This is a genomic window from Acidobacteriota bacterium (assembly GCA_039028635.1).
GTDB lineage: Bacteria > Acidobacteriota > Thermoanaerobaculia > Multivoradales > JBCCEF01 > JBCCEF01.
The window spans coordinates 1-18558 of record JBCCHV010000059.1; the positions used below are offsets into that span (position 1 = coordinate 1).

General features: G+C 65.7%; 16 protein-coding genes. 6 read left to right on the forward strand and 10 right to left on the reverse strand.

The window, feature by feature from the left end:
- Nucleotides 1-128: 128 nt before the first annotated feature.
- From AAF604_19920 to AAF604_19935, 4 genes are all read right to left on the reverse strand, one after another.
- Nucleotides 129-3017: an alkaline phosphatase family protein gene (locus AAF604_19920; GenBank protein MEM7051945.1), complete on the reverse strand. Its 2889-nt coding sequence runs from the start codon at nucleotides 3015-3017 to the stop codon at nucleotides 129-131.
- 163 nt (nucleotides 3018-3180) lie between these two features.
- On the reverse strand, nucleotides 3181-6072 hold the full coding sequence (locus AAF604_19925) for a TonB-dependent receptor (protein MEM7051946.1): 2892 nt from the start codon (nucleotides 6070-6072) through the stop codon (nucleotides 3181-3183).
- A 335-nt stretch (nucleotides 6073-6407) separates the two neighbouring features.
- Entirely contained in the window at nucleotides 6408-7670 is a 1263-nt protein-coding gene (locus tag AAF604_19930) for a tetratricopeptide repeat protein (protein ID MEM7051947.1), read from the reverse strand.
- Nucleotides 7671-7771: 101 nt separating this feature from the next.
- Nucleotides 7772-8686 (reverse strand): histone deacetylase, encoded by a 915-nt coding sequence (locus AAF604_19935; protein MEM7051948.1) that lies wholly within the window; start codon nucleotides 8684-8686, stop codon nucleotides 7772-7774.
- Between the two features lie 168 nt (nucleotides 8687-8854).
- Between AAF604_19935 and AAF604_19940 the strand changes: the two genes are divergently transcribed.
- Nucleotides 8855-9235 carry a hypothetical protein gene (locus AAF604_19940; protein ID MEM7051949.1) on the forward strand — a complete coding sequence of 127 codons (381 nt, stop codon included), beginning with the start codon at nucleotides 8855-8857 and terminating at the stop codon, nucleotides 9233-9235.
- A 181-nt stretch (nucleotides 9236-9416) separates the two neighbouring features.
- Here the strand turns inward: AAF604_19940 and AAF604_19945 are convergent, their stop codons facing one another.
- The gene (locus tag AAF604_19945; protein ID MEM7051950.1) at nucleotides 9417-10199 is read right to left on the reverse strand and encodes a tryptophan 2,3-dioxygenase family protein; all 783 of its coding nucleotides are present in this window, start codon (nucleotides 10197-10199) and stop codon (nucleotides 9417-9419) included.
- 95 nt (nucleotides 10200-10294) lie between these two features.
- Complete coding sequence (locus AAF604_19950; protein ID MEM7051951.1) at nucleotides 10295-10990, reverse strand: metal-dependent transcriptional regulator; 696 nt, start codon at nucleotides 10988-10990, stop codon at nucleotides 10295-10297.
- 88 nt (nucleotides 10991-11078) lie between these two features.
- Here AAF604_19950 and AAF604_19955 point away from each other — a divergent pair, with 88 nt between their 5' ends.
- The 4 genes from AAF604_19955 to AAF604_19970 are packed head-to-tail and all read left to right on the forward strand — an operon-like array spanning nucleotide 11079 to nucleotide 15239.
- Nucleotides 11079-12041, forward strand: a complete 963-nt coding sequence (locus AAF604_19955) for a zinc ABC transporter substrate-binding protein (GenBank protein ID MEM7051952.1) — start codon at nucleotides 11079-11081, stop codon at nucleotides 12039-12041.
- Nucleotides 12038-12829 (forward strand): metal ABC transporter ATP-binding protein, encoded by a 792-nt coding sequence (locus tag AAF604_19960; protein ID MEM7051953.1) that lies wholly within the window; start codon nucleotides 12038-12040, stop codon nucleotides 12827-12829. The genes AAF604_19955 and AAF604_19960 overlap by 4 nt, the downstream gene beginning before the upstream one ends.
- On the forward strand, nucleotides 12826-14127 hold the full coding sequence (locus AAF604_19965; protein ID MEM7051954.1) for an iron chelate uptake ABC transporter family permease subunit: 1302 nt from the start codon (nucleotides 12826-12828) through the stop codon (nucleotides 14125-14127). The genes AAF604_19960 and AAF604_19965 overlap by 4 nt, the downstream gene beginning before the upstream one ends.
- A complete protein-coding gene (locus AAF604_19970) occupies nucleotides 14124-15239 on the forward strand; it encodes a metal ABC transporter permease (GenBank protein MEM7051955.1) in 1116 nt (371 codons plus the stop codon). The genes AAF604_19965 and AAF604_19970 overlap by 4 nt, the downstream gene beginning before the upstream one ends.
- A 93-nt stretch (nucleotides 15240-15332) precedes the next feature.
- Here AAF604_19970 and infC read toward each other — a convergent pair whose 3' ends face one another.
- From infC to AAF604_19990, 4 genes are all read right to left on the reverse strand, one after another.
- Nucleotides 15333-15863 carry a translation initiation factor IF-3 gene (gene infC, locus AAF604_19975; protein MEM7051956.1) on the reverse strand — a complete coding sequence of 177 codons (531 nt, stop codon included), beginning with the start codon at nucleotides 15861-15863 and terminating at the stop codon, nucleotides 15333-15335.
- Between the two features lie 164 nt (nucleotides 15864-16027).
- Complete coding sequence (locus tag AAF604_19980) at nucleotides 16028-16747, reverse strand: metal-dependent hydrolase (protein ID MEM7051957.1); 720 nt, start codon at nucleotides 16745-16747, stop codon at nucleotides 16028-16030.
- A gap of 181 nt (nucleotides 16748-16928) precedes the next feature.
- Entirely contained in the window at nucleotides 16929-17270 is a 342-nt protein-coding gene (locus tag AAF604_19985) for a metalloregulator ArsR/SmtB family transcription factor (GenBank protein ID MEM7051958.1), read from the reverse strand.
- Nucleotides 17267-17539 (reverse strand): hypothetical protein, encoded by a 273-nt coding sequence (locus tag AAF604_19990; GenBank protein ID MEM7051959.1) that lies wholly within the window; start codon nucleotides 17537-17539, stop codon nucleotides 17267-17269. The genes AAF604_19985 and AAF604_19990 overlap by 4 nt, the downstream gene beginning before the upstream one ends.
- A gap of 337 nt (nucleotides 17540-17876) precedes the next feature.
- Here AAF604_19990 and AAF604_19995 point away from each other — a divergent pair, with 337 nt between their 5' ends.
- On the forward strand, nucleotides 17877-18536 hold the full coding sequence (locus tag AAF604_19995; protein ID MEM7051960.1) for a ferritin-like domain-containing protein: 660 nt from the start codon (nucleotides 17877-17879) through the stop codon (nucleotides 18534-18536).
- The last annotated feature ends 22 nt before the right edge of the window (nucleotides 18537-18558 follow it).

Here is an 18558-nt window from a genome sequence, read left to right on the forward strand (position 1 = left end):
CTCGGCGGCTCTTGCCGCCGCCGGGCCCTCTCGGGCCCGGTCGCTAGCAGATCCGGGAGGACCTCGAACGGCGGGCCACTCGGCCCGCCGTTTTCAGTTTCAGCTCAGGACGGCGACCGGCTCCCGCCCTAACCGGCTCCCTGGCGCAGGATGGAGAGGAGCTGGCGTGCCTCGGCATTGCTGGGCTCGACCGACAGGGCCTCTACTAGTGCCTGCTCGGCGAGACCCGGATCGCCGAGTCGAAAATGCATCTTGGAGGCCGCGATATAGACGCGGGCGTTGCGCAGCCCCTTGGCGCTCGCCATCTCGAAGGCCGCCAGGGCCTCGGCGAATCGCCCCTGCTCGGCGAGCATGGCGCCGAGATTGAAGTGGTTCCCGGCGTTGTCCGGATCCCGCTCGACGGCTGAAGACATGGCTTCGAGAGCCTGACCGGTCTTACGCTGCTGCATCAGGCTGGCGGCCAAGTTGGCGAGCACCCCGGGGTTTCCCGGGTCCGAGGCCAGCACTCCACGCAACAACCGTTCGGCCTGCGGTGCCCAGCCCTGACGCAGAGCGATGACGGCGAGCTGGTTCATCTGGGTCACCTGGCCTGCGGCGAGATCGAAGGAGCGATCGAGGAAGGCCCGAGCGTCGCTTTCACGCCCGGCCTGGCGCAGCAAACCGATCTTCTGCTCCGTCGCCAGGTGATCCAACGGATCGATGGCGAGGGCGCGATCATAGGCCTCCAGGGCCTCGTTCGGGCGACCGGTCTCCTCTTGAAGCAGCCCGATGGCCGCATGGTAAGCGGCTTGGCCTCCGTACACCGACTGAATCACTGACAGCTCGCGGCCAGCGTCTTGAAGCCGGCCACACCGCTTGGCTTCGTCGACCAATCCGGTGATCGCCGACATCGGCATTGAACCGCTTTTCGAGAAACCTTCGACCAGCAGATCGAAGGCGCCGCTGTGGTCGCCACGGTTCGACTCGACCTGGGCGAGGGCCGCATAGCCCAATCCGAACTCAGGCATTCGATCGACGGCAAGCCGAAACTGCTCGCTGGCGCGGTCGAAATCGCCCTGGCGTTGGTGAATTCGACCGAGGTTGTAGGCCTCGGTGGCCATCGCCTGGAGATCTTCCGTGCCGCCGCCACTCGCTGTCTCGGAGGCGGCCCGCGACGGTTCCGACGCTCGCGGCGTCGCCGAACCGCCGCCCCCCTGGCTGGCTGCCGCCTGTCGCTCTTCGAGAACCGTGGGCGAGATATAGCCCAGCGCAACCAGCTCGCGCAGACGCTCCTCGTCGAGGGCGGAAGCGACGCGGATCTGACCCGGTTGAGATCGCGGCAGAATCTCGTAACTCGCCAGCGCCTCACCACCACTCGGCGGCGCCGCCGCAACCTGCGAGAGCACCTTGCCCGGCATGTCTTCGGGGATCGGTAGCCCGAGCAACGCCAGCACCGTGGGAGCGACATCGAAGATGCTGGCTCCCCGCACCTCTCCCGGCTGGACGCCAGGCCCCGCCGCGACCACGATGCCGTACTGACGATGCCATTGCGGTGCCCCTTCGGCGAAGTTCGCCGGATCGCTTTCCGGCCGCGCCTCGCCGGTGAAGAAACCGTGGTCCGACACCAACATCACGACGGTGTCGTCGGAGATGGTCTCGAGGAGCTCCCCGAGAAGCTCGTCGGCGTACTCGTAGAACTGCGGCAAAGCTCGGCCGAAGCGCCTCACCTCATCGGCGGAAACCCCTTCGAGACGCGGCGGGAGGAAGCGCGCGAAGAGGTGCCCGACGGTGTCGGTGCCTTCGTAGTAGGCCATCGTGAGATCGGCCTGCTCGCTGAGCAGATCCTTGGTGATGGCGTGATAGCTCTGGGTGGTGGCGATGATTTTGCGCAGGTGATTGAGCTTCTCTTCCTGGCGCTGTGCCGCGGGCAGGCTGTCCCACAAGCGGGCGAGCTCCTGGCGGTCGACATCGACGAAGCGCTGCACCGTCTCGAAGGGCACCTGCTCGGCCGCCACCAGGTGATTCTGGACCCCGTTCCAGGCAGTGTCCGGATGCACCTTGCCGTCGTTGCCCTCGGTCTCCTCGTACTCGAAGAGCTGATAGGCGACACGGTCGGTCACCATCGTGCCCTGCACCGCCTCCGCCGGCCAGGTCGCCCACCAGGCGACGACATCGACGGAGAGCTCGAAGGCCGGTAGCAGGGTCCAGAGGGCATGCACTTTGCGGGATGACGAGCTGATCGGCACCAGGCCGCCGGTGTCCGGATCCTGCACCAGGAAGTCGGCGATGCCGTGCTCCACCACCGGCTTGCCGGTGGCGATGGTGGTCCACACCAAAGGCGAAAGGAGCGGTTTCTCCGAGCGCAGCTCGCCGGAGGCGCCGCGTCGAATCAGCGACGCGAGATGGGGCATCCGGCCGGCTTCCAGCAAGGGACGGATCATCAACCAGTCGGCACCATCCCAGCCGATCAACAAGACCTTTCGGCCAGAGGGAGAGGCCAGATCGCGGAGCTGGTTGCGGACCACCGCCGCCGCCACCGGGTTGCGCTCCGCCGGCACGCGGACGCTCAGCGCGTCGACCACCAAACCGGCTTCGGAAAGACCTTCGAGCAGGCCGCCGGTCAAGCGCTTCTCGGCCTCCGGCTGGAAGAGATCGGCGGGATCGATGGCGCGCACCGCCGGCTCGGCGGCGCGCGAGGCCACCGCGATCAAGCCGTCGCCGAAAATGCCCTCGCCGGCGTTCCGACGCCAGGCCTCCTCGCCGCCTTCGGCAACTCCGAAGTCACCGGCCAGGTCGAGGACTATGGTGGCACCCTCGGCAGTTCGGACCTCGAGCTCCGACTGCAAGGGAATCGGGCTTCGCGGCAGCCGTTGGAGGTCTCCCGAAAAGGGCAGCCGCCAGTGCCAGCCGCTGTTCCAGACGGAGGGAGAATCCCCGCTCCCAAGGGCGACCTCGCCCTCGCGAACCCGAAAGAAACCACTCGCCAGAAGGAGAATCCCGGCAGCGACGACAGCGACGAGTAGGAGTCGTTTCACCATAGCCCGACAAGCCTACCAGCTTGCCGGAGGGATCGATCGGGCCTTCCCGGAGGCCCCCGGCCAGGCACACAAAAGGCCGACCGGGTCGCCCCGATCGGCCTCTTGACCAAAGAAAAAGGAGGAGCCCAGAGGCCCCTCCTTCCTCGTCCAGCGTCAAGCAGACTTAGAAAGCAAGCTTGACACCAATCCGAACCGTACGCGGCGACTGGAACGACGTCGGCGTACCGAAGTTCGGGTTGCCCTGCGGGTCCGGCGGGTTCGGAGTCGCGGTCAGACGGGCGAAAGTCCAGTCCTGATCAACGGTCGTCGCTTCCTGCTCGTCGGTGACGTTGAAGATGTCCGCGATGATCTTGAGCTCGGTACCGTTACCGAACTCGATCGGGTACTGCAGGTGGAGGTCAACATTCCACCGGTCCGGGGTACGGCCGAAGGAACCGCGAGGCGTCACGAAACGCTCCGAGGTGCCGTAGACCGGGTGGGCACCCAGCTGGCTGATCGGCGTACCGGACAGGAACTGACCGTAGAAGCCGGTGACCAGCTTGAAGGGCCACAGGTACGAGCCGTAGAGCTTGAACTGGTGCTCACGGTCGTTGGGCAGCAGACCCTCGGCGCCCACCAGGAGCTCCGGGAGGTCATACAGCGACGTGATGTTCGGGTCGAGCTGGCCGTTGTCCTGACGGAACAGACCGCCATAGTTGCCGAAGTTCTCCGAGTTCACGTAGGAGCCGTAGAGCTGCCAATTGTTGGTGAACCGCTTGTTGACCGTCAGCTCAATGGCCTCGTAGTCGCGAACCGGCTCGGGGAAGACCACGGTCGAAGCCAGCGGAGCGCCGGTGACCGGGTTGACGTCGAAGGTGGTGCTACCCGGGTTGGTGACGAAGTAAGTCTGGCCACCGTCAACCGAGATGTCTTCGATCACGTTCTCGATACCGCGCTCGGTGTACTTGATGCCGAGGGACACGTTCGGCATGACCTCGTACTCGAACCCGACCAAAGCTTCGGTGGTGTACATCGGCTCGATGTCATCGCTGACGCCGACACCGGTGCCCAAGGCGTAAGTGTAGAAGTGGGTACCGTAGTTATTGGCGGAGGGCACGGAGCCGTCGCTCGGGTAGTAGAAGTAGTAGAAGTTGAACTGCTCGTTACCGAACGCACGGGCGTTGATGTCGAGCGGAACCGACTCGTAGAACTCACCGTAGTGACCGTACAGCTTCGAGCGGCCGTTCTTGAAGACGTCCCAGGTGAAGCCGATACGCGGCGCCACCATGTCGCTGAAGCCAAAGTCCAGCGCCTGAGTGGAGTTGGCGGCCGGGTTGGCGAGCGAAGCGGCCGTGGCCTCACCGGTCGACTCGAAGGAATCGGCGCGGACGCCGAGGTTCAGCGAGAAGTAGTCGTTCAAGCGAACCCGATCCTGCAGGTAGATGGCCTGCTCGTCGGTCTCACCGGTAGAGTCCTGGTCGTACTCGATCAGGAGGTAGGCCGGCACACCGGCGAGGGTGTTGAACAGCAGGTAGCGCTGCCCAGCAAGGCCCTGCGGATCGAAGACGAAACCGGTCTCATCGATGGCCGGTCCCGGAACCGCACCGGGGTAGCGGGCCTGGTCGGTGTACTCAACGTCGCGGACGGTGGCACCGAACTTGAGCTCGTGGTCGATGGTGCCGGTGGCACCGAACCAGGTCAGGGCACCGCGAGCCTCGGAACGCTCCGAGTCACCGTTGTCCTGAGCGAAGGTGCCGCCACGGCAGCCCGCGTTCATGTTGAAGCGGGTGTTGAACTGACCCGGGGTGTAGCAGTCGCCGAGGGTCGACGCGAGCTGCTCCGCCAAACCGCCGAAGCTGCGAACCTCGTAGCGCGCATTCTCGGTGACGGGCTGAGCGTTGAAAGTCTCGTCATAGAGACCGACGCTGACCTCGGCGAACAGGCTCGAGGACAGGGTGCCGTTGTAGGTGACGCCGAAGTTCTGGGCGCCACGCTCGGACTCGGAGGCCACGAAGCCGGCGGTATTGCGGACACCGTCCTCGGTGCGATCGCGGGGATCACCGAAGACCGAGAACACCAGCTGGTGGCTGGGGTTCATCTGCCAGGTCAGCTTGCCGGCGTAGAAGAGGGACTCCTCTTCCTCGGTGTAGGTGGTGAGCTCGCCACGGCTGGTGTACTCGTCCTCGGTGGTCGAGGGGTTGACCGCCACGAAGTACCACAGCTTGTCCTGGATCAGCTTGCCACCGATGGCGGCACCGAAATCGTACTCGGTGAAGCCCAGGTCGGTGCCGAAGACCGCCGTCGGCGGGCTGTCGGACTGCAGGCTGTCGTCGGACCAGTAGCCGAAGATGTCGCCCTCGAGCTGGTTACCACCGGACTTGGTGACGACGTTGAGGATGCCGCCCAGGGCGCCACCGTACTCAGCCTCGTAACCACCGGTCTTGACCTCGACCTCCTTGACGAACTCGAAGGGCACGCTGGTGCCGATCGTGCCGAAGGCCGGATCCGTGGTGTCGAGACCGTCGACCACGTAGCGGTTCTCAGCGGCGGAGGCGCCACCGATGGACGGGTTGCTGCCCAGACCACCGCTGACCACACCCGGGGCCGCGAAAGCGAGACCGGCGAAGGTGCGGCCGACCGGCAGCTCCTCGAACAGATCCTCGCTGAAGCTGGCGCCACCGGTGGTGCTGGTGGTGTCGATGATCGGCGCGGCGCCGCTGACGGTCACCTCTTCGCCGAAGGCGGTGGACATGGTGAGCTGGAGGGTGATGGTCTTATCGATACCAACACCGATGCCGGTCTGCTCGAGGTTCGAGAAACCATCGAGAGCCGCGGTCAGGGTGTAGTCGCCGACCGGCAGGCCGACAAAACGGAACTTGCCGTCGGCGCCCGTGACGCCGACACGCTCACCCTGGAGCTGACCACTGTTCAGGGTCACCGTCACGCCCGGAAGGGCGGCGCCGGTGTCGTCCGAGACCGTACCGTCGACACGGCCGGTCGTCTGGGCGAAGGCGGCGGGGGCCACGAGCAGCACGACGGCTACCAGGGCCAGGCCTTTCATCCACTTGGCATTCATACGCAGGAATCTCCTTTGCGTCCCAAAGGTGAAGTCCGCCGGACACGCTCCGTCGGACTTCGGCTGTCTTGAGTTTCGCGAGCTCGAGTGATCGTTGGGTCCGATTCGGGGTCGAGATCGCTACCTGTTCTCGCAGAAGAACAGAGCATACACCATGCCACCTCTTTTCGGTCAAATGCCGAACAAGCATACCTCTGATAGCAATGCACTTAGACGCGACACGCCCCCGAGCCGGAAGGCGGATCGGGGGCGTCAATTCAATGGACCGAAGAATGATCCAATGGATTGGACGCGGGCCGCCTCAGCGCCTGAGGCCCGCGCCCTCGCTGCGCTTCCTAACCGACGTAGCTCAGCATCTCCTTGGCGGTGGCGATATCGGGATCGTCCGGCGCCTCGGCGATGAACTTCTCGAGGTGCTCCTTGGCCTTGGCGGTATCGCCCGAGTTGACGTAGCAGAGGCCCAGCATGTAGTGCGCCTTGATGTAGCTCGAGTCGGCCGCCAAGGTCTGCTCGAGAGCCGCCTGGGCACCGGCGATATTGCCACCGTTGAACATCGAAACGGCCTGATCGTAGAGCGCCTTGGCGGTGCCCTTGGGGTCGGCCTGGGACATCTCACCGAAGACCTCGAGGGCGGCCGCATCGTCGCCCAGGGCGCGATAGGACTCGTACTTGAACTTGAGCACGTCGGTCAGACTCGGGTCGATGTCGAGGGCCGCCGTCGCCGCCGCGATGGATTTCTCGTAATCCTTTTGCAAGAAGTAGATACGGGCCAAAGCGTTGTGCGCCGGAGAGAGCTCCGAATCGAGCTCCAGGGCCTCCTCGAAACGCTTCGAAGCGGTATCGAGATCACCCAATCGGGCCGCCTCGGCTCCCTCATTGAAGATTCGGATGGCGGTGTCGGTGCCGCCGCCAGTGGTCTTCAAGGCCTCGAGGGCAGCGGCGGCCTTTTCGTTGTCGCCGAGCTCCTTGTAGGCGTCGTACTGCACGCGCAGCGCGCGGGTGTTGGCGGGATCGAGCTCGATCACCTTGTTGGCCATCTCGAGGGCCTGCTGGTGATTGCCTTCGTCGCTGTAGAGGCCGGCCAGAGCGGAATAGGGCTCGACCAGCTTCTTGTCCATCTCGGACGCCCGGAGGAACTTCGCCTTGGCGGTCTCGAGATCACCGGCCTGGAAAGCCTCGACGCCATCGTTGAAGGTGTTGATGGCCGGATTGGTCGACGGGCCGGAAGTGGTTCCGCCACCGGCCTGGGCGGCCTGCGAGCCGACCGTCGGCAGGGTGAACTCCTGGCGCATGTTGTCGCCGATGGTGGGCTTCAAGGGCTGCTCGAAGGTGGCGTGGCCTTCCTTCTCGAACTTGAACAGGTACTGTCGAGTGGCATCGACGAAGAGCACCGCAAAGCGCCCCTTCTTGTCGGTCTTCTTGACCTCCTCGAAGCCATAGCCTTCCGACGTGATGGTGACGGTGACTCCAGCCAAGGGCTCCCCGTTCTCATCGACGACCTTGCCCTGGACCCGTCCCTGGGCCTGAGCGAACAAGAGACCCGTCACCAGCAACAGGCCAGCCAGGGTGAAAACAGTGCTACGAAGAGCTCGAGACATCGGTTCCTACCTTTCTATCGTTCAAGAGTCCCAATCTTCGGTTCAGGGCCTTCCATCTCCGGAGACGGAATCCAAAAGCCATAACCCACGAGGCGGAGCCATTATTCTATCGCGCCGCCGGCGGTGCCGGTGCAGTTGCGCACCGCCGTCTCGACGGTGACCTGGTGAATGGCGACCACGTCGTCGACGTCGCGGGCATAGCCGCCGGCCATCACGGCGGCCACCGGCAGCCCCTCGCGGCGGGCGCCGGCGAAGACCCGCCGATCCCGCTCCGCCAGGCCAGCGCGACTCAGCGCCAGGCGCCCGAGGCGATCGCCGGCGAAGGGATCGGCGCCGGCGACGTAGATCACCAACTCCGCCCCGCTGGCGGCGAAGGCCCGTTCGAGGGCCTGGTCGAGGAGGTCCAGGTACTCGTCGTCACCGGTACCGTCTTCGAGGGCCAGGTCGAGATCGCCGGGGACCTTGCGGGCCGGGAAGTTGCGCCGGCCGTGCATCGAAAAGGTGAAGACCCGGGGATCGCCGCCGAAAATCGCCGCCGTGCCGTTGCCCTGGTGAACATCGAGATCCACCACCAGCACGCGCCGCACCGAGCCCTCGGCGAGCAGGCTTCGCGCCGCCACCGCCACATCGTTGAAGACACAGTAGCCCTCACCGTGGTCGGCGAAGGCGTGATGGGTACCGCCGGCGAGGTTGACCGCCGCACCATCTTCGAGGGCCCACCGACAGGCGGCCAGGGTGCCGCCGACGGAGCGGCGCGAGCGCTCGACCAGCCGCCGTGACCAGGGGAAGCCGAGGCGCCGTATTTCCTGTCGCGCCAGGGCGCCCCCGACCACCCGAGAAACATAGGCCGCATCGTGCACCCGCAGCAGATCAACAGCCTCGGCGGCCGGCGGCACCTCGAGATCGATCTCCCGGTGGCCCGCGACGCGCTGCCGCAGGAGGCGGTACTTGGCCATCGGGAAGCGGTGCTCGGGCGGCAAGGGGAGCTCGAACTGGTCGCAGTAGAAGGCCTTCACGACAACCATCCTAACTTTCTCGAATTTCGCCTGTCCGGTCGCCGCGCCCTTCGTCGTGGACTCGGCAGACGGCACCCAGAGGGCACCTGCCGATGGCCGCCGTCGTCCACTGAAATCCCCGCCGTGCGGACCCGACGCGGGACGCACGATTGATCAGGAGAAAAGAAAATGTCCATCGAACCCGGAAGCTTTCCCGCAAATTCGGTCTACGGCGGCCCCTACCAGTACCCCTCGGATCTCCCCCTCGGCGAATGGAACATGATGGCCAATGGGCGGATCTTTCAGCTCGACCTGCAGAGCATCTCCGGCCTGCAGGTCCAAGGAACGATCAGCAGTGGCGACTTCCTCAACGGAAAATGGAGCGGTACCACCGGACCGAGCCTGCTCGGCGTGCTCACCTTCGTGCGAGTGACCCAAATCAAGCAGTACTTCACGGGCTATCTGATGCACCATTCCGAAAGGGACCCGCTGTGGCGCATCGCCGGGACCTACGAGACCAAGGACGGCAGCGGCAAGGGCTGCTGGTACGCCACCCTGCCGCGCAAATAGCCGCCGGCTATTTCGAGGGGGCTCGAAGCCCTGAGACGCCAAGAGCCCCGATTTAGGCCTGCAAATGACTTGCAGGTTGCTGAAAAACTCATCAACAACCTGCTTCCGGGCCTCTCGGAAAAAACAGCTAGCAGCGCTGGAAAAGTCGCGAAGCGGACTTTTCAGCAGCCGGCTGGCCCCTCTACAAATGGCTGCGGATCGCCCAGAGGTCCGGGTAGAGCGGCCGGAAGAGAGTCTTGCGCAGGTACTCGGCGCCGCTCGAGCCGCCGGTGCCGGCCTTGGTGCCGATGGTGCGCTCGACCATCTTGACGTGGCGATAGCGCCACTCCTGGATGCCCTCGTCGAGGTCCACCAGACGCTCACAAATGGCGCGCAGGGGCGGCTGGTGATGGTAGATCTCGACCAGCGTCGCCTGCAGCTCGGGACTGGGCTCCACCGCCTCGGCGAGGTCGCGATGCAGCAGGCTCTCCGGAACCGGTTGGCCGTGATGCACCAGAAATCGCAGGAAGGCATCGAAGACCGATGGCTCGGCGAGGCGGGCCTCGAGCCGGCGGCGCCCCTCACTGCCCTCCGGCTGCCGCGCCGCCAGCCGGGGACCGCGCATGCCGAGGGCGATCTCGACCTCACGGAACTGCCAGGACTGAAAGCCGCTGGCGGACTCGATGCGAGATCGGAAGGAAAGGAAGGAAACCGGTGTCATGGTCTCCAGGATGTCGACCTGACCGACCATCGTCTTGAGCACCGTCAAGATGCGCTTGAAGGTCGCCAAGGAGACCGCTCCATCGCCCCGCTCCAGATGAGGACGCAGGTAGTCGATCTCGTGGAGGATCTGCTTGAACCAGAGCTCGTAGACCTGGTGGATGACGATAAACAGGACTTCGTCGTGCTCGGGCCCTTCGGAGCGCGGGCTCTGCAGCGCCAATAGCTCATCGATTCGCAGGTATTCGCCGTAGGTCAATGCCACCGTCGTTCACTCCTGCTCTTGGGATGGGTTGTGAAGGGGTTGGCTAGTCGAGGCCCCTCGAACCGGACTGCGAGCCTAGCAGGTCGCCGAGCGGATCAGGGAGCCATCGCTGCCGGCCCCGGATCGTCCCGCTCCGGAAGGACGAAAATCTTCGAGGCCGCCCGCCAGCCGAGGCTGAGATCTCCGCCGACGGCGAGACGCAGCTCGACCGTATCGGCCGCTGGATCGCGATGCGCCACCTGCAGCCGGCTGCCGGGCTTGAGACCGCGCCGCTCCACCAGTTGCAGAAACTCCGGACTCTGGTCGTCGATTCGCACCACCCGCACCGCCTGCGTCGTCGAGCACCCCAGCAGACTGACACCGTCGGGCTCTTCGACCACGCCCTCGGCGTTGGGAATGGGATCACCGTGGGGGTCGACGGAGGGATAGCCCAGCATGTGATCCATGCGCTCGATGACGCGGTCCGAGACGACGTGCTCGAGGTGCTCCGCCTCGTCGTGGACCTCCGACCAGTCGAGACCGAGGATCTTGACCAGGAAAAGCTCCACCAACCGATGGCGCCGCAGGACATGGGTGGCGAGCTGGCGGCCGGACTCCGTGAGATGCACTCCACTGTAGGGCTCGTAGGCCACCAGCGAGCTCTGCGCCAGGGTCTTGACCATCGCCGTCGCGGTGCCCGGCGCGACCCGCAAGGAGGCCGCGATGCGCCCCGTCGTCACCCGGTCGGCGGGGTTCTTCTGCTGCTCGAGCAGAATGCACTTGAGGTAGTCCTCGACCGTACTCGTCGCCATCCCGACAAGCCTACTCGATGGTCTCCGCGGTGCCCAGAGAGGATGCCGCGAAGTTGACATTTTTACGGTCCTTGACGATAATTTTGATATGCCAAAAAATCAAGGCGCCACCGTTGCTCGAATCATCCTGCCGCTCGTCGGCCTGCTCTTCTGGGTTGCCTGCGGCGGGTCTCCGGAGCCCGCCGCCGACGCCAAGCCTCGGATCATCGCCACCACCGGCATGATCGCCGACATGGCGCAGCGCATCGCCGGCGACGAGGCCCAGGTGGAGGCCCTGATGCAGCCGGGCATCGACCCCCACCTCTTCAAGGCCAGCGAGAGCGATGTCCGACGCCTCGCCGAAGCCGACCTCATCCTCTACAACGGCCTCCACCTGGAGGGCAAGATGGGTGACGTCCTGAAGAAGATGAGCCGCTCTCGGCCGGTGGTGGCGGTGGCCGAGGTGATCGCCCCCGATGCGCTTCGCGAGCCCCCCGGCCTGCCCGGCCAGTACGATCCCCACATCTGGTTCGACATCGTCCTGTGGCGCGCCACCCTGGCGCCGATCCGGCAAGCCCTGAGCGACCTGCTCCCCGACCACGCGACCGCCTTCGAGGCCCGCGCCGCCGCCCTCGACGGTGAGCTCGCCGCCCTCCACGGCTGGGTCGAGGAGACCCTGGCGCGGCTTCCGGAGGAGCGCCGCATCCTGGTGACGGCCCATGACGCCTTCGGCTACTTCGGCGCCCGCTACGGCATCGAGGTGATCGGCCTGCAGGGCATCAGCACCCTTTCCGAGGCCGGTCTGCAGGACGTCGAGCGGGTCGTCGACCGGGTGGTCGAGGAGAAGATCCCCGCCATCTTCGTCGAGTCGAGCGTGCCCCAGCGCTCGATCGAGGCGGTGCAGGCGGCGGTGGCGGCACGCGGCCACCGGGTGACCATCGGCGGTGCCCTGTTCTCCGATTCGATGGGCCCCGCCGGCACCCCCGAGGGCACCTACCTCGGCATGGTGCGCCACAACGTGGGCACCTTCGTCGATGCCATGTCCCCGGCGAACCAGGAGGCGACGCCGTGAGCGAGCCCCGCGATCATCCCCACTCGGACGTCGCCCTCGAGGTCCACGACCTCACCGTCGCCTATCGCTCCCAGCCGGTGCTCTGGGACATCGACCTCGAGCTGCCGGCCGGTCAGCTGATCGCCATCGTCGGCCCCAACGGCGCCGGCAAGTCGACCCTGCTGAAGGCCGTTCTGGGGCTGGTACGGCCGATCACCGGCTGGGTTCAGGTCTTCCAGGCACCGTACCGCCAGCGGCGCTCCTGGGTGGGCTATGTGCCGCAGCGCGAGAGCGTCGACTGGGACTTTCCCACCAGCGCCCTCGACGTCGTCACGATGGGCCTCTACGGCGAGCTCGGTTGGTTCCGCCGGCCCGGCCGCGCGCAGCGCAAGAAGGCCCTCGAGTGCCTCGCCATGGTCGGCATGGAGGAGTACGCCGACCGCCAGATCAGCCAGCTCTCGGGGGGCCAGCAGCAGCGCGTCTTCCTGGCCCGGGCACTGGCCCAGGACGCCCGCCTCTACCTGATGGACGAGCCCTTCGCCGGCGTCGACGCCACCACCGAGAAGGCCATCCTCGAGATGCTCAAGGAGCTGCGCGATCGCGGCCGCACGGTGGTGGCGGTGCACCACGACCTGCAGACCGTGGCGGAGTACTTCGACCATGTCGTGCTGCTCAACATGCGCCTGGTGGCCGCCGGGCCGGTGTCCTCGACCTTCACCCAAGAGAACCTGCAGCGCACCTACGGCGGCAAGCTGACAGTGTTGACCCAGGCCGCCGAAGCCCTCCTCGGCCAGCGCAACGCCCCATGAGCTTCGAGCTCACCTTCGCGGCCCGCAACGTGCTCCTCGGGGCAGGCCTGCTGGGAGCCCTCGGCGGCACCCTCGGCAGCTTCGCCTTCCTGCGGCGCCAGAGCCTCCTCGGCGACGCCCTCGCCCACGCCGCCCTCCCCGGGGTCTGTCTCGGCTTCCTGATCTCCGGCGTCAAGGCACCGCTGCCGCTGTTTCTCGGCGCCCTCGTCGCCGGCCTGCTGGGAGCGCTCTTCATCCTCGCCACCATCCGCCTCACCCGGATCAAGGAGGACACCGCCATCGGCATCGTGCTGTCGGTGTTCTTCGGTGCCGGCATCGTGCTCCTGACCCACATTCAGAAGCTGCCGACGGGCAACCAGAGCGGCCTCGATCGGTTTCTGTTCGGGCAAGCGGCCACCCTGCTGCCGGAAGACGTCGCCCGCATGAGCTGGCTCGGCGCGGCGGTGCTGGTCACCGTCCTGCTGTTCTACAAAGAGCTCAAGCTGATGTCCTTCGACGCCGACTTCGGGGCCAGCCTGGGCTTCCCGGTGCGCCGCCTCGAAGTCCTGCTGACGCTGCTCCTGGTGGTGGTCGTAGTGGTCGGTCTGCAGACCGTCGGCGTGGTGCTGATCGTCGCCACCTTGATCACCCCCGCCGCCGCCGCCCGCCAGTGGACCGAGCGTCTCGGCCGCATGATCGGGCTTTCCGCCGCCATCGGCGCCGGCGCCGGTCTGGTCGGCGCCTATGCCAGCGCCACTATTCCGAAGCTGCCGACGGGACCGGCGATCGTGCTGATCTCGAGCTCGGTGCTGGTGGCATCGCTGCTCTTCGCCCCCAATCGCGGCATCCTGTGGGCGATGCTGCGGGAGCGGCGCCTGACCCGGCGCATTCGACGCGAAAACCTGCTCAAAGATCTCTACCGCCTGTGCGAGGACCGCGACGACTGGAACCTGTTGCTGCCGGCGGTGCTACTGATGGGCGTGCGCGGCCAATCGGCGCCGCAGCTCGCCCGCAGCGCCCGACCGCTGATCGCCGGCGGTGAGCTCGAGGAGCGCGACGGAGCCTGGCGGCTGACCCCGCGCGGCAAAGCCGAGGCCGCCCGGGTGGTGCGCAAGCACCGCCTCTGGGAGCTCTACTTGACCCGCAAGCTCGAGCTCGCCAGCGACCACGTCCACCGCGACGCGGAGGCCATGGAGCACGTTCTGACGGACCGCGCCGTGGCCGAGCTCGAAGCCCGCCTCGGCTTTCCCGAGACCGACCCCCACGGTCGCCCGATTCCGGCCGCCCCGGACCTTGCGGCCGTCGGAGGCCGACCATGAGCCCGACCCTGGTGATTCTGCTGGTGGGCAGCTGCGTCGCGGCGAGCTGCGCCCTCGTCGGCAGCTTTCTGGTGCTGCGCAAGATGGCCCTGATGGGCGACGCCATCAGCCACGCCGTCCTGCCCGGCATCGCCATCGCCTTCCTGCTCACCGGCGACCGCTCGCCGCTGCCGATGATCATCGGAGCCGGCGCCCTCGGCGTGCTCACCGTCTTCCTGGTCGAGCTCTTCCACCGCAGCGGCCGACTCCAGGAAGACGCCTCCATCGGGGTCGTCTTTCCAGCGCTGTTCTCGATCGGGGTGATCGTGATCAGCCGATACGCCGCGCAGGTCGATCTCGACCTCGACTGCGTCCTCTACGGCGAGATCGCCTACACCCCTTGGGACACCCTCTCTTGGGGTGACCACAATCTCGGACCCAAGGCCCTGTGGGTGAGCGGCGGCACCCTGCTGCTCAACCTCGCGCTGGTCTTCGGACTCTTCAAGGAGCTCAAGGTCTCGACCTTCGATCCAGAGCTCGGCGCCGCCCTCGGCTTCTCCTCGGTGGCGCTCCACTACATCTTGATGAGCGCCGTTTCGGTGACCGTGGTGGGAGCCTTCGAGTCGGTGGGAGCGATTCTGGTGGTCGCCATGCTGGTGGTGCCTCCGGCGACCGCTTACCTGCTCACCGACCGCCTGGCGACGATGATCTGGCTAGGCGCTGCCTTCGGCGTCGCCTCGGCCCTGGGCGGGTACTGGCTGGCGCGCTGGTGGGATGCCTCGATCGCCGGCGCCATGGCGACGGTGGCCGGCGCTCTGTTCGTCGGCGCCATGGTGCTGTCGCCGCGTCACGGTCTCCTGGCCCGCGCTCTCGGACGCTGGCGCGGCGCTCGTCGCATGGATGGTCAGCTGGTGATGCTGCACCTCGAGAAGGGCCGCCATCCTCTGCCCTTGGCGACGCTGGTGCAGCGCTTCGGCTGGCGCCGGACGCGCCTCGACCGCACCCTCCGGGAGCTCGAGGCGGCGGGCTGGGTACGACGCCAGAAGGGCGGCGTCGCCCTCACCGACGAGGGGGCCGAGGCGCTCGAACGCAGCGGCCAGGATCGCCTCGCCCATCACCTCTCGCCGGCCTGACGCGGCCAACGACGGGCCAGCAAATTCGCTTCGGGAGGGAGGAAGGAAAGGCTGCGAGGGCGCCGGAGAAGCGCCCGTCTCGGCGGCCAGAGGTCAGGCGGTCGGCTGCTCGATGGGGGCCAGGATCATGTTCATGGTCCGACCTTCCATACCGCGGGTGCGGAACTCCACCGTCCCGACGTCGGCGAGATCCTTGGTCACCTGATCGAGGATGTCGCGACCGAGCTCCGGGCGACGCATCTGCCGGTAGCGGAAGAACACCGTCACCTTGACCTTGTTGCCCTTCTCGAGGAACTTGCGGGCGCGCAGGGTCTTGCGATCGCGGTCGTGAACGTCGATGGTCGGTCGGTACTTGACCTCTTTGATCTCGATGGTGTGCGTCTTGCGGCGCGCTTCACGATCTCGCTTCTGCTTCTCGTAGCGCTCCTTTCCCCAATCGAGGATACGAACGACAGGGGGATCCGCATCGGGGCTGACCTCGACGAGATCGAGACCCTTTTCATCGGCTCGGCGGCGGGCGTCGTCGAGATCGACGATGCCGAGCTGGGAGCCATCGCTGTCGATGAGCCGGATGGGGCTCTTGCGGATCTGGTGATTGACACGGGGTCCTCTGGGCCTGGCGATTGTTCAGTCTCCTTTTCCTACGGTTGTCGATTCCCTACCGACAAAACGAATAAACCAACCTCGGAGTGACCCTCGGGCCGCTCCCGCTTGGCGCAGGATTCGCTCATCATAGCCAATTCTGGATACGTTGGGCAGGGACGTGCTGTATCTCGGTTGCTCCGGAATCAGTAACTCTCCCCGGGCTGGAGAGTGACGACGCGACAATCGGGAGCGTGCTCCGCCACCGCGCGTTCGAAGGCCTCGGGGGTCCCGGTGAGCAACGGGAAGGTTCCCCAATGGATGGGAATCACGGTGGCGACGCCGAGCAGCGCGCAAGCCCGGGCCGCCGCCTCAGGGCCCATGGTGAAGCAGTCGCCGATCGGCAACAGAGCGAGCTCCGGGCGATACATCTCGCCGAGCAGGGCCATGTCCGAGAACAGCGCCGTGTCGCCGGCGTGGTAGAAGCAGAAGCCACCGCTATCGCGCACCATGAAGCCACCGGCGGAGCCACCGTTGATCAGCCGATCACCATCCAGGATGGACGACGAATGATCGGCCCGCACCATTGTCACTTCCAGATCGAGCACCGAGATCGTGCCGCCGGTGTTCATCGGTGCGCAGCCGCTCACCCCCTGCCCTTCGAGCCACTGGCAGATCTCCCAGTTGGCCACCACGGCCGCCGGCTCATGGCGCTTCGCCAGCTCGACCCCATCGGCCAGATGGTCGGGATGGCCGTGGGTCACCAACAGGCCGTCGAGGCGGTCGAAGGGTGACTCGGAATGGGGGCAGGCGGGGTTGCCCATCACCCAGGGATCGATCAACAGGCAGCGCCCATCGGCCAGGGTGGAGGTCACCGTGGAATGGCCGAGAAAATCGAACCGCGGCCGGCGGTGTGCGTGGCTCAAGGAGAGATTCCGTCCATCAGGGGCGCGATTGTACTCGCAATGACCCATCGCCCGAAAGCGTTGGCCCGAAAAACCGAAGACCCGGCACGAGTCCGGGTCTCCGAGAGGCGGGTCGGCAGGACCCGCGCAAGCCCCGACGTATCCCCGAGCGGGGAGACGTCGAGACGACTGCTGAAACTGCTTATACCTGGAACTGGCGGAAAAAGTTCTCCCGCAGCTTGGTGTTGAACACGTGCTCGGTCAAGCGGTAGTAGATGGTCTGAGCATCGCGACGCGGAGCCACCAGCCCGTAGGCCTTGAGCTTCGACAGATGCTGAGACACCGCCGACACGGAGACGCCGAGCAACTCGGCGAGGTCGCAGACGCAGAGCTCCTTCATGTTGTCGAGCAGATAGAGCAACTTGAGCCGGGTCGAATTGCCGGCCAAGTTCATCAGCTCCGCTGCTTCTTCGATGTCAGGGGTAACTTCCAGGCTCTGGCGAATCTGCGCCATCTCTTCTTGCACCATGACTTGGGCCCTCACTCGGTAAAAAGTTTCCTCCGCTGCGCAAGCTCGAAACCGAGATCGGTGATCCACCGACCCGATCGCGAAGAATTGCGAACAAAGCAATATTCGCTGGATCGACGCGCCCCGCGCCGCGCCCGAAAACAGCTTAAAAACCGGGCGTCCCAGCTCTCGGTGCCGACCGGATTTGGGTCTGGAATCACCTTGCCGCCATTATACGAATTAGCAAGAGGTTTTCCAGCATAATCGAAAATCTGGGCGAGTTTTTTTAGCGATTCGAGATCCACACCTACCCACAGACGTACCCAGAACTTACTACAGGTCAGATATTTAAGCGATTCTGGATCGACTGCCTTCGAATCACCCTCGCAGCAAAATTTCCAGTTCCTCCCAGAGCTGTTTCCGGGGAATCCCCGGGGCGGCGGGGTCCGACGACCCGGCGGGGGGTCGTCGTCGACCGCGGCAATGCACCGACGACGAGACGTAACAACCGCTTCACCACTATAAATATTTCGACATCATAAAAACAAGTCCGGCGGGCCGCTCGCTGCTCCAGCACGGCGGCGCGACATACGGCGCTATAATTCTCCTGTCCATCGATTCCACCCCGGAAGGAGTCCTGTCGTGACCGGCCAAGAGTTCGTCGAGCAATTGCAAGCCGAAATGCGGGAGATCTTTTCCCGACTGGGAGCCACCGAGACCCTGGAGTCCGAAGCCGAGGGGCAGGTCAGCGTCGTGGCCCTGCTGCGCCTGGCCCTGACCAGCGAGCTCGAAGCCAGCGAGATCGCCGCCCACTGGATGCCGTCGACGCCGGAGGTCGAAGCCAAGCTCGCCCTCGCCCACCAGTGCGGCGACGAGATGAAGCACTACGCCCTGATCAGCCGGCGGCTCGAGGAGCTGGGCGAGGACCTGACCGACTTCGACCCCTTCGCCGGCGGTTACAGCGTCCTCTACCAGTACCTGCGGCCGCTCCAGGACACGGTCGAGCGAATCACCGCCGGCCCCTTCACCGGCGAGGCCATCGCGGAAATTCGCAACGGCCAGTTCATCGCCTACTGCCGTTCTGTCGGCGATGCCGAAACGGCCCGCCTCTATGAAAAGGTGATCCAGCCGGAGGAGGTGCGTCACCACCACCTGGCGGCGGAGGTTCTGGCCCATCTCTGCGATACCCCGGAGAAGCAGGAGCGGGCAGCCTCGGCGATGCGCAACTCACTGGCGATCGCCGACGAGCTCCGCATGCTGGCCGAAAAAAGTCGCGGCCTCCTCAACGTGCCGTTCTCCTGAGCTTCTCTTAGACCTCGCCCCC

What these genes read in the sequence shown, in the direction of transcription:
- AAF604_19920 (MEM7051945.1), bottom strand. Translation starts at nt 3,017, where the DNA reads ATGGTGAAACGACTCCTACTCGTCGCTGTCGTCGCTGCCGGGATTCTC.
- AAF604_19925 (MEM7051946.1), bottom strand. Translation starts at nt 6,072, where the DNA reads ATGAATGCCAAGTGGATGAAAGGCCTGGCCCTGGTAGCCGTCGTGCTG.
- AAF604_19930 (MEM7051947.1), bottom strand. Translation starts at nt 7,670, where the DNA reads ATGTCTCGAGCTCTTCGTAGCACTGTTTTCACCCTGGCTGGCCTGTTG.
- AAF604_19940 (MEM7051949.1), top strand. Translation starts at nt 8,855, where the DNA reads ATGTCCATCGAACCCGGAAGCTTTCCCGCAAATTCGGTCTACGGCGGC.
- AAF604_19950 (MEM7051951.1), bottom strand. Translation starts at nt 10,990, where the DNA reads ATGGCGACGAGTACGGTCGAGGACTACCTCAAGTGCATTCTGCTCGAG.
- AAF604_19955 (MEM7051952.1), top strand. Translation starts at nt 11,079, where the DNA reads ATGCCAAAAAATCAAGGCGCCACCGTTGCTCGAATCATCCTGCCGCTC.
- AAF604_19965 (MEM7051954.1), top strand. Translation starts at nt 12,826, where the DNA reads ATGAGCTTCGAGCTCACCTTCGCGGCCCGCAACGTGCTCCTCGGGGCA.
- AAF604_19970 (MEM7051955.1), top strand. Translation starts at nt 14,124, where the DNA reads ATGAGCCCGACCCTGGTGATTCTGCTGGTGGGCAGCTGCGTCGCGGCG.